At 58.7% G+C, this 13,328-nt stretch carries 13 protein-coding genes and 1 pseudogene; 9 read left to right on the top strand and 5 right to left on the bottom strand.

Features of this window, described 5'->3' with window-relative positions; translation table 11 throughout:
* Position 1 precedes the first annotated feature (1 nt).
* From lpxH to mnmH, 5 genes are all read left to right on the top strand, one after another.
* Positions 2 to 724: a UDP-2,3-diacylglucosamine diphosphatase gene (gene lpxH / locus ACVCAM_RS02890; RefSeq protein ID WP_023293120.1), complete on the top strand. Its 723-nt coding sequence runs from the start codon at positions 2 to 4 to the stop codon at positions 722 to 724.
* 136 nt (positions 725 to 860) lie between these two features.
* Positions 861 to 1,070, top strand: coding sequence for a YdgH/BhsA/McbA-like domain containing protein (locus tag ACVCAM_RS02885; protein ID WP_008499325.1), 210 nt, complete (start codon positions 861 to 863; stop codon positions 1,068 to 1,070).
* A 171-nt stretch (positions 1,071 to 1,241) separates the two neighbouring features.
* Positions 1,242 to 1,751, top strand: a complete 510-nt coding sequence (purE, locus tag ACVCAM_RS02880) for a 5-(carboxyamino)imidazole ribonucleotide mutase (RefSeq protein WP_021241611.1) — start codon at positions 1,242 to 1,244, stop codon at positions 1,749 to 1,751.
* Positions 1,748 to 2,815: a 5-(carboxyamino)imidazole ribonucleotide synthase gene (purK, locus tag ACVCAM_RS02875; protein ID WP_008499323.1), complete on the top strand. Its 1,068-nt coding sequence runs from the start codon at positions 1,748 to 1,750 to the stop codon at positions 2,813 to 2,815. The genes purE and purK overlap by 4 nt, the downstream gene beginning before the upstream one ends.
* A gap of 85 nt (positions 2,816 to 2,900) precedes the next feature.
* Entirely contained in the window at positions 2,901 to 3,971 is a 1,071-nt protein-coding gene (gene mnmH, locus ACVCAM_RS02870; protein ID WP_163341734.1) for a tRNA 2-selenouridine(34) synthase MnmH, read from the top strand.
* A gap of 90 nt (positions 3,972 to 4,061) precedes the next feature.
* On the opposite strand, the gene ACVCAM_RS02865 is transcribed toward mnmH, so the two are convergent.
* The 3 genes from ACVCAM_RS02865 to ybbA form a co-directional block, all read right to left on the bottom strand.
* On the bottom strand, positions 4,062 to 5,207 hold the full coding sequence (locus ACVCAM_RS02865) for a porin (protein WP_023293123.1): 1,146 nt from the start codon (positions 5,205 to 5,207) through the stop codon (positions 4,062 to 4,064).
* Between the two features lie 183 nt (positions 5,208 to 5,390).
* Positions 5,391 to 7,805, bottom strand: coding sequence for a putative ABC transporter permease subunit YbbP (gene ybbP, locus ACVCAM_RS02860; protein ID WP_128301673.1), 2,415 nt, complete (start codon positions 7,803 to 7,805; stop codon positions 5,391 to 5,393).
* Entirely contained in the window at positions 7,802 to 8,488 is a 687-nt protein-coding gene (gene ybbA, locus ACVCAM_RS02855) for a putative ABC transporter ATP-binding protein YbbA (RefSeq protein WP_008499319.1), read from the bottom strand. Before ybbA ends, ybbP begins: the two co-directional genes overlap by 4 nt.
* Between ybbA and tesA the strand changes: the two genes are divergently transcribed.
* The 3 genes from tesA to ACVCAM_RS02840 are packed head-to-tail and all read left to right on the top strand — an operon-like array spanning position 8,456 to position 10,794.
* Positions 8,456 to 9,082 (top strand): multifunctional acyl-CoA thioesterase I/protease I/lysophospholipase L1, encoded by a 627-nt coding sequence (gene tesA / locus ACVCAM_RS02850; protein ID WP_122008371.1) that lies wholly within the window; start codon positions 8,456 to 8,458, stop codon positions 9,080 to 9,082. The two genes, ybbA and tesA, sit on opposite strands and share 33 nt — an antisense overlap.
* 28 nt (positions 9,083 to 9,110) lie before the next feature.
* Positions 9,111 to 9,881 carry an SDR family oxidoreductase gene (locus ACVCAM_RS02845; RefSeq protein ID WP_008499317.1) on the top strand — a complete coding sequence of 257 codons (771 nt, stop codon included), beginning with the start codon at positions 9,111 to 9,113 and terminating at the stop codon, positions 9,879 to 9,881.
* Between the two features lie 58 nt (positions 9,882 to 9,939).
* Complete coding sequence (locus tag ACVCAM_RS02840) at positions 9,940 to 10,794, top strand: co-chaperone YbbN (RefSeq protein WP_023293125.1); 855 nt, start codon at positions 9,940 to 9,942, stop codon at positions 10,792 to 10,794.
* A gap of 49 nt (positions 10,795 to 10,843) precedes the next feature.
* On the opposite strand, the gene fetB is transcribed toward ACVCAM_RS02840, so the two are convergent.
* Positions 10,844 to 11,626: an iron efflux ABC transporter permease subunit FetB gene (gene fetB / locus ACVCAM_RS02835; protein WP_023293126.1), complete on the bottom strand. Its 783-nt coding sequence runs from the start codon at positions 11,624 to 11,626 to the stop codon at positions 10,844 to 10,846.
* Positions 11,619 to 12,290, bottom strand: coding sequence for an iron efflux ABC transporter ATP-binding subunit FetA (fetA, locus tag ACVCAM_RS02830; RefSeq protein WP_023293127.1), 672 nt, complete (start codon positions 12,288 to 12,290; stop codon positions 11,619 to 11,621). The genes fetB and fetA overlap by 8 nt, the downstream gene beginning before the upstream one ends.
* Positions 12,291 to 12,433: 143 nt before the next feature.
* Here fetA and ACVCAM_RS02825 point away from each other — a divergent pair.
* Positions 12,434 to 13,282: pseudogene (locus ACVCAM_RS02825) on the top strand (hypothetical protein); the annotation flags it as partial.
* Positions 13,283 to 13,328 lie beyond the last annotated feature (46 nt).

Genomic DNA, 13,328 nt, shown 5'->3' with positions numbered 1-13,328 from the left:
GGTGGCGACACTCTTTATTGCGGATCTTCATCTGCAAACAGAAGAACCGGCGATAACCGCCGGTTTTCTGCGTTTTTTACGCGGTGAAGCGAAAAGCGCCGATGCGCTGTACATCCTGGGCGACCTCTTTGAAGCCTGGATTGGCGACGACGACCCTAATCCGCTGCACCGTGAAATGGCCGCCGCCATTCACGCGCTGGTGGATTCGGGCGTCCCCTGCTACTTCATTCACGGCAACCGTGATTTCCTGATCGGCAAGCGCTACGCCCGTGAAAGCGGCATGACGCTGCTGCCGGAAGAACAGGTGCTCGACCTCTACGGCCGCAAGGTGCTGATCATGCACGGCGACACGCTCTGCACCGACGATACCGGCTACCTGGCGTTTCGCGCCAAAGTCCACACCCCGTGGATCCAGAAGGTGTTCCTTGCCCTGCCGCTGTTTATCCGCAACCGCATCGCCGCCAGAATGCGCGCAGGCAGTAAAGCCGCCAACAGCAGCAAATCCATGACCATCATGGACGTCAATCCGCAGGCGGTCGTGCGGGTGATGGAAAAGCATGACGTTCAGTGGCTGATCCACGGTCATACCCATCGTCCTGACGTGCATTCCCTCATCGCCAACGGCCAGCCCGCACACCGCGTGGTATTGGGTGCCTGGCACACCGAAGGTTCCATGGTCAAAGTCACGCCTGAGGGCGTGGAGCTGATCGCGTTTCCGTTTTAACCTCCTTCACATTATTCTATTTTTTTGAACAATATCGGCAAATTGTTTCGATTTTAATCCGCCCGTGGTCGGCCTATTATTTATCACATCAGGGCAACACGCCCTATCCCAGACAAAACACTTAAGGAATACGACCATGAAATCCATCAAAACTTTCGTTGCAGTTGCGGCTCTCTCCCTGGTTTCTTTCGGTTCTTTCGCGCAGAGCGTGAGCGCAACCGCCTCTACCCTTGACCGCGCAGAAGCGAAAATCGCTGCACAGGCTGCTGAACAGGGTGCGTCTTATAAAATCACCAGCGCGAAGGTCGATAATCGCGTGTATATGACCGCAGAACTGACGAAATAATGATTGCCCCTCGACGAAAACAGACCGCCAGAATGCGGTCTGTTTTGTTATGAACTGATGGCAACAACGGCTCAAGATTTAACCGCGCAACCGTTTTCCTTGCCCGTATAACATGCTATTCTCTGTGCCCTCGAAAGCAGTGTGTTTCGCACCACAGGAGTTTTAAGACGCATGTCTTCCCGCAATAATCCGGCGCGTGTCGCCATCGTGATGGGGTCCAAAAGCGACTGGGCTACCATGCAGTTCGCCGCCGAAATCTTTGACATCCTGAATGTTCCGCACCACGTTGAAGTGGTCTCTGCACACCGTACGCCGGACAAACTGTTCAGCTTCGCCGAAAGCGCCGAAGAGAACGGTTATGAGGTGATCATTGCCGGTGCGGGCGGCGCAGCACATCTGCCGGGCATGATTGCCGCCAAAACCCTGGTGCCGGTTCTGGGCGTACCGGTTCAGAGCGCCGCCTTAAGCGGTGTGGACAGCCTCTACTCCATCGTTCAGATGCCGCGCGGTATTCCTGTCGGCACGCTGGCGATTGGCAAAGCGGGTGCCGCAAACGCCGCCCTGCTGGCCGCGCAGATCCTGGCGACGCACGATAAAGACTTACATGAGCGTCTGGCGGCGTGGCGTAAAGCCCAGACCGACGAAGTGCTGGACAACCCGGACCCGCGGGGTGCGGCATGAAGCAGGTTTGCGTCCTTGGTAACGGCCAGTTAGGCCGCATGCTGCGTCAGGCCGGTGAGCCGCTGGGTATTGCCGTCTGGCCCGTCGGGCTGGACGCCGAGCCAGAAGCCGTCCCATTCCACCAGAGCGTGATCACCGCCGAGATTGAACGCTGGCCGGAGACCGCTCTGACCCGCGAGCTGGCGCGTCATAACGCCTTCGTTAACCGCGACGTGTTCCCGATCGTTGCCGACCGCCTGACGCAAAAGCAGCTGTTCGACAAGCTCGGCCTCGCGACCGCACCGTGGCAGCTCCTGTCCGATAAAAGCGAGTGGAACGACGTCTTCGCCATGCTGGGCGAGCTGGCGATCGTGAAGCGCCGCGTGGGTGGCTACGACGGCCGCGGCCAGTGGCGCCTGCGCGCAGGCGACACCGCCGAGCTGCCGAATGACTGCTACGGCGAGTGCATCGTTGAGCAGGGCATTAACTTCAGCGGTGAAGTCTCGCTGGTTGGCGCGCGCGGGCATGACGGCCGCACGGTGTTTTATCCGCTGACGCATAACCTGCATCAGGACGGCATTCTGCGCACCAGCGTCGCCTTCCCGCACGCCAATGCCGACCAGCAGGCGCAGGCGGAAGAGATGCTCTCTGCCATCATGCACGAACTCGGTTATGTCGGCGTCATGGCGATGGAGTGCTTTATCACCCCGTCCGGTCTGCTGATCAATGAACTTGCGCCGCGCGTGCACAACAGCGGCCACTGGACGCAAAACGGCGCCTCCATCAGCCAGTTCGAGCTGCACCTGCGCGCCATTACCGACCTGCCTCTGCCGCAGCCGGTGGTGAACAGCCCGTCGGTGATGATCAACCTGATCGGCACCGATCTGAACTACGACTGGCTGAAGCTGCCGCTGGTGCATCTGCACTGGTATGACAAAGAGGTCCGCGAGGGTCGTAAAGTCGGCCACCTGAACCTGAACGACAGCGACACGGGCCGTCTGAGCGCCACGCTGGAAGCCATGATCCCGCTCCTGCCGCCGGAATACGCGAGCGGTATTGTCTGGGCACAATCTAAGCTTAAATAGTTCTCCCTCCGCCGGGGAGTTGACCTCCTCTTTCCCCGGCGTACAATTCCCGCCCATTGCTGCTTAGCTTTCTTCTGGAATAACCATGAACGATGGAACGGACTATCGCGCGATCCTCGCGTCCGATACCCCTTTAATCGACGTTCGCGCGCCGATCGAATTTGCCCAGGGCGCGATGCCAGCGGCAGTCAACCTGCCTTTAATGAACGATGACGAGCGCGCCGCCGTCGGTACCTGTTATAAACGTCAGGGACCGGACGCCGCGCTGGCGCTCGGCCATCGCCTGGTGAGCGGCGACACGCGTGACGCCCGCATCAACGCCTGGCGCGAAGCCAGCCTTGCCCATCCTGAGGGCTTTCTCTGCTGCGCGCGCGGCGGCCAGCGCTCGCATATCTCGCAGGCCTGGCTGAAAGAGGCGGGTATCGACTACCCGCTGATCCGCGGCGGCTATAAGGCCCTGCGCCAGACGGCGATTCAGGTGACCATCGAGCAGTCGCAAAAGCCGATGGTGCTTATCGGCGGCTGTACCGGAAACGGTAAAACCCTGCTGGTGAAGCAGCACGCGCAGGGTATCGATCTGGAAGGGCTCGCGCACCATCGCGGCTCGTCATTTGGCCGCACGCTCACGCCGCAGCTTTCTCAGGCCAGCTTTGAAAATCACCTTGCGGTTGAGCTATTGAAAAAAGACGCCGCGCGCTGGGTGCTGGAAGATGAGGGCCGAATGATTGGCTCCAACCACCTGCCGGAGTGCCTGCGCGACCGCATGGTTGAAGCCCCTATCGTGGTGGTCGAGGATCCGTTTGACATTCGTCTTGAACGCCTGCGCGAAGAGTATTTCGACCATATGTGGGCGGATTTTTCTGCCGCCTACGGCGAGGAAGCGGGCTGGAAAGAATACAGCGAGTATCTGCATCACGGCCTGTTCGCCATACGCCGCCGTCTTGGGCTGCAGCGCTTTGCGGAATTTACCGCGCTGTTAGACTCCGCGCTGCTGGAACAGCAACGCTCTGGCCGCACTGACGCGCACTTCAGCTGGCTTGTACCGCTCCTGAACGACTATTACGACCCGATGTACGGCTATCAGCTGGAGAAAAAGGCGGAAAAGATTGTGTATCGCGGGACGTACGAAGAAATTGCTGAGTGGCTTGATCGCTGAAAAATAAAGCCGGGTGGCGACTACGCCTTACCCGGCCTACGTGTGCTTTTGTAGCCCCGGTAAGCGCAGCGCCACCGGGGAACAGACGGCTTAGAAGTCGTAACGCAGACGCACCAGGTTCATGTCGCCCAGGTTGTCGGTGCTGGAGGTGAACACGTGTTCGTAATCCACGCGGAAACCGTAATCCAGCTGGAAGCTGATACCCACGCCGTTGTCGATACGCTGGTAGTTGCGGCCGTTCACGTACTCAATGCGATCACCCATGAAGTAAGGCTGGATGGATTTCACCGCGTACTGACCGACTGGGAACTTGTACCCTGCGAAGTACTCAATACCCCACGCGTCGCCCGCAAAGTAGTCGTTAACAGACACTTTTTTGGTGGTCAGGAAGTTCTGGTACCAGCCGCCGCCTGCGGAGAAGGTCCAGTTGTCCGGGGTCCAGCTCAGCGCGGTACCGAGGATGTTCTGGTCGTAGGTTTTGCTGTCGCCGTTGTCCGGGTTACGCATGTCGGCGCGGGTGTAGTTCCACGCGGCGCCCCAGGTCAGGTCGGTAGTCAGGTGGTAATCCAGACCCAGCGAGCCGCCGCCTTTACGCTTGTAGCGCAGGCCGTTGCCCGGCAGGAATTCGCTGTCTTCAAACAGGTAGGATGCATAAATGTCAGCATCGCCCACGGTTTTCTTATATTTCAGCATCTGGCGTGAACGGTAAGAACCGTCGTAGTCGCCGTTGATCCCGTTACCCGGTGCCTGAGCGATCATGTCGTAGTCCCAGATATCGGTTTTCGCGCCAACCACATCATAGTAAACGCTGTTCTGTTGACCGAAGGTCAGCGTACCCCAGGTGTCGCTCTTCAGACCGGTATAGAGCATACGACGCGTGGTGTCGTGTGCGCCTTCGGCGTAGTGGTGATCCCAGTTAAACTGCGCAGGAATATTCACACCCAGCTCGTAGTAGCTGATCCAGCTGATGTCATCAAACAGGTAGTAATCTGCCGCGAAACGGAAGCGGGTGCCGCCGTCAAAGCCGTTACGCTTGTAGCTGTTTTTCCCGTCGTCGCCGGTCATGTTCTGGAACTGAGGACGAATACTGCCGCCAACGGTGAAGTTCAGGCGGCTCAGCGGGTTACCCGCCTGAGGATCCTGCTTAAGAACGGTGATTTCCGCCTGAGAAGCGAAGGTCGTTAATGCCACTGCCGCGCCAATCGTTGCCGCCAGCGCTGATTTTTTTATAGTCATTATTTTTCCTTAATAGACACGCTGCTAAATATTTAGCGGGTGAATATTAACTGGAAATAATCGGGCTGTGTGGACGGGTTTTTAATGTTTTGTGCTACTAAATGAGTGGGTATTATCACTTTGTGCTATTTAAACACTGCGCACCGGCATAAAAATCCGGTGCGTAATTATCACTATACTAAATCAACTCGCAAACTGACGGAACAGGGCTTTGCCCTTTAGCAGCCGCGTGCCGAGCCAGCCTCCGCAGAGAGAAAGCAGCCCCGCGCCGCACAGAGGCAGAGTCAACCAAAGACGCCAGTCAGGCTCCCACGGGAAGTCGAAGACCTTTGTCTGCAGCACCGCCAGCGCCGTCTCTGCGCCAATGGCGGCCACCAGACCGGCCACCAGCCCCAGCAGCGCAAACTCGCTCCAGAGCGTCATTCGCAGCAGCCGCTTACCGGCCCCCAGCGTGCGGTAAACCACCAGCTCCTGATGGCGCTGGCGCATGCCCACCTGCACCTGGGCCAGCAGCAACAGCACGCCGCAGATCGTCACCAGCACCACCATCACCTCCAGCGCGCGGCTCACCTGCTCCAGCACCTGCCCCACCTGTTTGAGGATCGCGCCGATATCCAGCAGGCTGACCGTCGGAAACTCCCGGTTGAGCTGGGTCAGCATGCCGTTGCCGTTTTCCCAGCGGAAGCTGGTCAGCCAGCTCTGCGGCTGACCGTCCAGCGCCCCCGGCGGGAAGATAAAGAAGAAGTTGGGCCGCAGGCTTTCCCAGTCCACCTTACGCAGGCTGGTGACTTTCGCGGTGAAATCCTGGGTATCGCCGGTGAAGGTCACGCTGTCTCCCAGCTTCACGTTCAGGCGCGTCGCCAGCCCCTCCTCCATCGACACCTCCCCCGCTTTTGGCGGCCAGGTGCCGGCGGTTATCGGGTTGTGATCAGGGCGTTTATCCTGCCATGTCAGATTCAGCTCGCGGTTAAGCGACTCGTCCTTATTCCCCTCCGTTGGCTGGCCGTTGATCTGCGTCAGACGCGCGCGAACGATGGGATAGAACGACTCGGGGATGATGTGATGCTCCGCCAGGAAGCCCTTCAGCGGCGTAACCTGCTCAGGCGCGATATTGATCAGGAAATAGTTCGGGCTTTCCGGTGGAAGCTGCTGCTGCCAGCGGTCGAGCAGATCGCCGCGCAGCACCAGCAGCAGCGCCAGCAGCATAAACGACAGCGAGAACGCCGACAGCTGGCTGAGCGTAGACCAGGGCTGATGCAGCAGACGGTTGACCGCCAGGCGCACGGGCAGGGATTTTACCGTCACTCTTTTCAGGAGGTTGAGCAGTATCCAGCCCAGCACGCCGCACAGCAGCGCCAGCACAACCGCCCCGGCCAGCACCGCCCACAGCAGCGTGCTGCCGCCCATCAGCCACGCCAGCAGCCCCACCGCCACCGCAATAATCACCGGAAGGTAGAACTTCAGCGGCCAGACGTTCGCCACCACATCGTTGCGAAGCACGCGCAGCGGCTGCGTGGCGAGCAGCAGGCGGTAGGGCCGGAGCCCCACCAGCACCGAGATCACCGTCATCGCGCCCATCGCCCACAGCCACGGCCAGAAGCTGGCCGGCGGCAAGGCGACCGGAAGCACCGGCTTCAGCATCACCATCAGCAGCTTTTCAAACAGCATCCCGATTATTCCGCCGGTCAGCGCCGACAGGACCAGCAGCATCAGCCACTGGCCGACAATGAGCTTGCGCAGCTGCGCCCGGCCCGCCCCCAGGGTTTTGAGGATCGCCACCAGGTCGTAGCGGCTGCGGCAGTAGTGCCCCATCGCCACAGCCACCGCCGCCACCGCCAGCAGCAGGGTCAACAGGGCCGACAGCAGCAGGAACTGCTGAGAGCGCTCCAGAGATTTACCGAGCGCCCCCTCGTCCTGCTCCAGCCCGTACCAGCGGTGTTCCGGTTTGAGCTGCGGCAGAAGCCATTTTTCATACGCGGCAAGCTGGGCGGGCGTGCCGCCAAACTTATAGCGCCAGGTAACGCGGCTGCCCGGCTGTACCGCATGGGTGGCCGCGACATCCGCGGTGTTCATCAGCAAGCGCGGCGCAAGCTGGAAGGGGTTAAATCCGCCGTCGGGCTCCTGCACCACTTCCCCGGCGATTTTCAGCGTGGCGTCGCCGACGTCGATACTGTCGCCGGGTTTGAGGTTCAGCAGCGCCATCAGACGCGATGCCAGCAGCACCGTACCGGGCGTCGGCTTTAACCCCGGCGGACTGGTCTGTAAGTCACCGTACATCGGGTAGATATCATCGACGGCCTTGACGCTCGCCAGCTGCGGCATGTCGCCCGCGAAGGTCATGGTCTGGAAGGTGAGCTGCTCTCCCACCTTCAGCCCTTCTTTGCGCGCTGCTTCAATCCAGCCCGGCGGCACGGGGCGGGAGCTTTCCAGCGCCCTGTCCCCCGCCATAAACTCCCGGCTCTGCTGGCTGAGCCCTTTTTCCATGCGGTCGCTGACGCTGCCGAGCGCCAGCACGCAGGCCACCGCCAGGCTGAGCGCCAGCCAGACAATCAGCAGCGAGGGCGAGCGCCACTCGCGCCAAAACCAGCGGGTAATCATGCTTCCTCCTGCAGAACACCGTTCACCAGCCGCAGGCGACGGTCGCAGCGCGCCGCGAGCTGCGGATCGTGGGTGACGAGGATCAGCGTGGTGCCGTGCTCGCGGTTGAGCGAAAACAGCAGGTCGGCAATCCTGTCGCCGGTTTTACGGTCAAGGTTGCCGGTAGGCTCATCGGCAAACAGCACCTCAGGGCGGCCGTTAAACGCGCGGGCCAGCGCCACGCGCTGCTGCTCACCGCCGGAAAGCTGGGCGGGAAGATGGTCGAGACGTTTCCCCAGACCGAGCTGTTCCAGCAGCGCCTTCGCATGCGCGCGGCTTTCACGGCTGTTTTCACCGCGCAACAGCGCCGGGAGCTCGACGTTTTCCAGGGCGTTCAGGGTTGGGATCAGCATAAAGGACTGAAAGACAAAACCAACGTGACGCGCGCGCAGCGCGGCCCGCGCCTCTTCATCAAGCTGATGCAGCGGCTGCCCGACAAGGTGGACCTCGCCGCTGCTGCCGTCGTCCAGACCGGCTAAAATCGCCAGCAGCGTGGACTTACCGGAACCGGATTCGCCAATCAGCGCGATGGTTTCAGCGCGTTTGACAACGAGTTCAACTCCAGTAAGGATGGAAAGCTCGTGTTCCCCCTGACCGACGGACTTCTTAAGATGATGAACTTCAACACTGTTTTCCGCTGGCATTTGCCCTTCCTGTTTTTGATTCTGATGACCTTCCGCGCGGCGGCAGCGGACACGTTACTGGTTCTCGGCGACAGCCTGAGCGCAGGCTATCGCATGGCGGCTGGCGCGGCCTGGCCCGCTCTGCTCAATGACAAATGGCAGAGCAAAACGCCTGTAATCAACGCCAGCATCAGCGGCGATACCTCACAGCAAGGTTTATCGCGCCTGCCTGCGCTGCTCAAACAGCATCAGCCGCGCTGGGTGCTGGTTGAGCTGGGCGGTAATGATGGCCTGCGCGGTTTCCAGCCACAGCAAACGGAGGATACGCTGCGCACCATTTTGCAGGAGATCAAGGCGGCAAACGCCCAGCCGCTGCTGATGCAAATTCGCCTGCCCGCCAACTACGGTCGTCGGTATAATGAGGCCTTTAGCGCGATCTACCCCAAGCTTGCCAAAGAGTTTGATATTCCGCTGCTGCCATTTTTCATGGAAGAGGTCTATCTCAAACCCCAGTGGATGCAAGACGACGGGATCCACCCCAATCGCGATGCGCAGCCGTTTATTGCCGACTGGATGGCAACGCGGCTGGCTCCTTTAGTTAAACATGACTCCTGATTAAGCGGAGATCCTGACAGGTAAAGTTATGCAAAAATCGGTCTTAATTACAGGATGTTCCAGTGGAATCGGTCTGGAAAGCGCGCTCGAATTGAAGCGCCAGGGGTTTCGGGTTCTGGCGGCCTGTCGCAAACCTGACGATGTCGAACGCATGAACGGGCTGGGCTTTACCGGCGTGCTGCTGGATATGGACTCGCCGGAGAGCGTTGACCGCGCCGCCGATGAGGTGATCGCCCTGACCGGTAATCGTCTTTACGGCCTGTTTAATAATGCCGGTTACGGCGTGTATGGCCCGCTGGATACCCTCTCCCGCGAAACGCTGGAGAAGCAGTTTTCGACCAACTTTTTCGGCGTACATCAGCTCACCATGCGTCTGCTCCCCGCGATGCTGCCGCACGGTGAAGGGCGCATCGTGATGACGTCGTCGGTGATGGGGCTGATTTCCACCCCGGGCCGCGGCGCTTACGCCGCCAGTAAATATGCGCTGGAGGCCTGGTCCGACGCCCTGCGCATGGAGCTACGCCACAGCGGCATAAAGGTCAGCCTGATTGAACCCGGCCCGATCCGCACCCGCTTTACCGAAAACGTTAACCAGACGCAGGCGGATAAACCGGTCGAGAACCCCGGCATCGCCGCACGTTTTACCCTCGGGCCCGAGGCGGTGGTGGCCAAAGTGCGCCATGCTTTTGAGAGTGAACATCCCAAAATGCGCTATCCGGTGACGCTGGTCACCCATGCCGTCGGCTGGTTAAAACGCCTGCTGCCGGGCCGGATAATGGACAAAATTTTACACGGTTGAGTTGAAGCGCCGACGCGCATCCCCATGTAAAGAACAAACCGACAAAAGAGAAAGCCGCATGTCCGTACAGAATATCGTCAATATCACAGAAGCTAACCTGCAACAGACCCTTGAACAGTCGATGACCAAACCGGTCCTGTTCTACTTCTGGTCTGAACGTAGCCAACACTGTCTGCAGCTGACGCCGGTGCTGGAAAGCCTTGCCGCCCAGTACAATGGTCAGTTCATTCTCGCGAAGCTGGACTGTGACGCCGAGCCGATGGTCGCGTCTCAGTTTGGTCTGCGCGCCATTCCTACCGTCTATCTGTTCCAGAACGGCCAGCCTGTTGATGGCTTCCAGGGGCCGCAGCCGGAAGAGGCCATCCGCGCCCTGCTGGATAAGGTGCTGCCGCGCGAAGAAGAGCTGAAAGCGCAGGAAGGCATGGCGCTGATGCAGGAAGGTAAATACGACGAGGCGCTGCCGCTGCTGAAAGAGGCGTGGCAGCTGTCAAAACAGAACAGCCAGATTGGCCTGCTGCTGGCGGAAACGCAGATCGCCCTGCACCGCTCAGAGGACGCGGAGGCCGTACTCAAGACGGTTCCGCTGCAGGATCAGGACACCCGCTATCAGGGGCTGGTTGCACAGATTGAGCTGCTGAAGCAGGCGGCGGATACCCCGGAAATTCAGCAGCTGCAGCAGCAGGTTGCCGACAACCCGGCGGACGCCGCGCTGGCAAGCCAGCTTGCGCTGCAGCTGCATCAGGTGGGGCGTAACGAAGAGGCGCTTGAGCTGCTCTTCAGCCATCTGCAAAAAGATTTAGCCGCCGCAGACGGTCAGGCGCGCAAGATGTTCCAGGAGATCCTGGCCGCGCTGGGCACCGGCGACGCGCTGGCGTCGAAGTATCGTCGTCAGCTTTACGCGCTGTTGTATTGATAAAAAAGCCCGGTGGCGGCTTCGCCTTACCGGGCCTACAAAGACGATTTTACCCCGTCTTTTTCAACTGCGTCACCACCAGCTGGTGGCGCGCGTTGTAGAACTTCCGATAGGTCAGGTAGCAGGCAATGATGGTGGACAGGCTTGCCGTGGAAAGCAGCATAAACGTCACCATGATCTGATACTTAATCGCTTTTACCGGATCGATACCGGCAAAAATCAGCCCCGACATCATGCCCGGCAGGCTCACCAGCCCCACCGTTTTGGCGGAATCTACCGTAGGGATCAGCGATGAACGAATGCTCTCGCGAATCAGCCGCGCCGAGGCCACTTTTGGCGTTGCCCCCAGGCTTAGTTTCTCCTGCAGCTGCTGCTGTTCGCTGCTGAAACGCTGGCCGAGGTTGTTATAACAGAGCCCAACGGCCACCATCGCGTTCCCCGCGATCATCCCCGAGATAGGGATGACCTGCATCGGCGTAAACTCAATCGAGCCGGAGAGCACCAGCACCGCCAGCGTGAGCGCCGTCCCGGTAGTAATCGCGATAAACGATGAAACAAACGCCTTATCAATGTATTTACTGCGCTTTTGCGCATTCCACGCCGCGTTAAAGCAGATAAACAGCACCATCAGCAGGGTCAGCACCGCGTGGTTAACGTTGAAGATATACTTCAGCACATAGCCGACGATGATGAGCTGAATCACCGCGCGGCAGATACTCCACACGATATCTTTTTCCAGCCCCAGCTTTTCCCGGTAGCTGACCACAATCGCAATCAGCACCAGCACCATCGAAAAGGCCAGCGATTCGTTCGTAATGTTATGCTCACCCACGGTTTGCCTCCTGCATTTTCCCGCCGTGCGGCTGGAGCGTGATTACGTCATCCGCATGGGTTATTTCGTTAGCGTCGTGCGTCACCCACAGCACGGCAATGTTCTGCTCCCGGGCGTAACGATGAATAATCTCGTTAACGTTGCGCTTGTTGACGTCATCGAGCGCGCTGGTGATTTCGTCCAGCAACAACACCTTCGGTAAAAACTGCAGGTTGCGGATCAGCGAGACCCGCTGCTTTTCGCCGCCCGACAGCGCGTTGATGGATTTGCTCAGCGTCTCCTGCGCCAGGCCAAAGCGGGCCAGATCCTGGATAAACTTTTCCGGCTCCGGCGTTTTATTGCGGATTTGCCACGGAAAAATCAGGTTGTCATAGACCGTATCGCCAAAAAGCACGGGCGTTTGCACGCAGTACGAGACCTGCTGGCGATAGCTTTCCGGGGAAAGCGAGGCGATATCCTCGCCTTCAAACAGAATGGCTCCTTCCGTCGGGCTGAGGAGTGACGCCACAATCTTCAGCAGCGTGCTTTTCCCACAGCCTGAGGGGCCCGTGATTAATTTAAACTCGCCCGGCGACAGGCTAAACCCGACGTGCTGCAGGATCGTGTTTTCCCCGACTCGAAATCCGACATCCCTGAGAAGTAATACGTTTTTTTTATCGTTCATTGCGCTTCCGTTGACCGCTTTTTGTCATAACCGTCTGTAGCATAATCCTTTCGCCCGCGCAGCGCGAATAGCCTCACGCTGAAGCAAGTGTTAAGCTTTTTGTTTGTAAATTGTCATCACCATCACTACAGGAAGTATGCAGCATGGCACATATTTTTTATGAGTTTCCCTCCCTGAAGCCTGGTGTTCCTGATGTCGAAACATTAATGGACGTCATCAAATCGTCGGAACGCACGCGTTTTGTGATGGGTGAAGAGGTGGTGGACTTTGTTAAGAAGGCGCTCATCGTGAACACCACGATCGGCAGCTTCAAAAATTGCTATTTTGCCTTCGACAACGGGACACACTTCCTTGAATTTGACGGTAAAGGCAAATCAAAACGCTTCAATGAGGTGCCGGACTGGTTCGTCTCTCCGGCGGAATTTTCGCGCACCCAGTGGCTTATCAACCACAATCTTGCGGATGTGAAAGCCACACAGTTCATTGACGTCCTGATGTCCTACCCGCTGAAAGCGCGCCGCGCGCACTGCAATTTGTTATTCGGGCTGGAGCTGGAAAAAGTCAACGCGGTTCCGGCCACGGCGTCAGCGGCAGGTAAAATCGGCAATAAAAACGGTAAAACCACCAAGCCCCGCGTCACCGATCTGGGATCGTTCGAGCTGTTCAGCCAGTTCTTTGCGCGCATGAAAACCGCCGTGCAGGCCGATGAGTTCCCTACTCTGCAGATCCTGACGGGCATGGATAACCTGGCAAAAGCGCCGCATAATTTAAAGCAGGGCATCAGAACCTGGTTTAAAGCCATCGCGGGCGACCTTCCACCGAATAACAAACGCGTTGAAGCGGGGAATGCCGTTCTGTTCTGCGCCCCCCTTCGCGAACAGATCCAGCGTATCGAAGCGCGGGGGCTGGAGCATTACTACCAGGGATTATCCAAAGCCATTGCCGAAGCGGGTGATGGCTTCATCTCTGACTTTACCTATACTTACGAGCAAAAAATACACACTTTCACTCATCACGGCATGCAAAACAGGAGGTTTT

It is taken from the genome of Enterobacter sp. CFEC122, assembly GCF_052983755.1.
The sequence above is the reverse complement of the archived record's forward strand: the minus strand, read 5'-3'. Positions and strand labels throughout refer to the sequence as shown.

What these genes read in the sequence shown, in the direction of transcription:
- ACVCAM_RS02885 (WP_008499325.1), top strand. Translation starts at nt 861, where the DNA reads ATGAAATCCATCAAAACTTTCGTTGCAGTTGCGGCTCTCTCCCTGGTT.
- fetA (WP_023293127.1), bottom strand. Translation starts at nt 12,290, where the DNA reads ATGAACGATAAAAAAAACGTATTACTTCTCAGGGATGTCGGATTTCGA.
- purK (WP_008499323.1), top strand. Translation starts at nt 1,748, where the DNA reads ATGAAGCAGGTTTGCGTCCTTGGTAACGGCCAGTTAGGCCGCATGCTG.
- ACVCAM_RS02845 (WP_008499317.1), top strand. Translation starts at nt 9,111, where the DNA reads ATGCAAAAATCGGTCTTAATTACAGGATGTTCCAGTGGAATCGGTCTG.
- ybbP (WP_128301673.1), bottom strand. Translation starts at nt 7,805, where the DNA reads ATGATTACCCGCTGGTTTTGGCGCGAGTGGCGCTCGCCCTCGCTGCTG.
- purE (WP_021241611.1), top strand. Translation starts at nt 1,242, where the DNA reads ATGTCTTCCCGCAATAATCCGGCGCGTGTCGCCATCGTGATGGGGTCC.
- mnmH (WP_163341734.1), top strand. Translation starts at nt 2,901, where the DNA reads ATGAACGATGGAACGGACTATCGCGCGATCCTCGCGTCCGATACCCCT.
- ACVCAM_RS02865 (WP_023293123.1), bottom strand. Translation starts at nt 5,207, where the DNA reads ATGACTATAAAAAAATCAGCGCTGGCGGCAACGATTGGCGCGGCAGTG.
- ybbA (WP_008499319.1), bottom strand. Translation starts at nt 8,488, where the DNA reads ATGCCAGCGGAAAACAGTGTTGAAGTTCATCATCTTAAGAAGTCCGTC.
- tesA (WP_122008371.1), top strand. Translation starts at nt 8,456, where the DNA reads ATGATGAACTTCAACACTGTTTTCCGCTGGCATTTGCCCTTCCTGTTT.
- ACVCAM_RS02840 (WP_023293125.1), top strand. Translation starts at nt 9,940, where the DNA reads ATGTCCGTACAGAATATCGTCAATATCACAGAAGCTAACCTGCAACAG.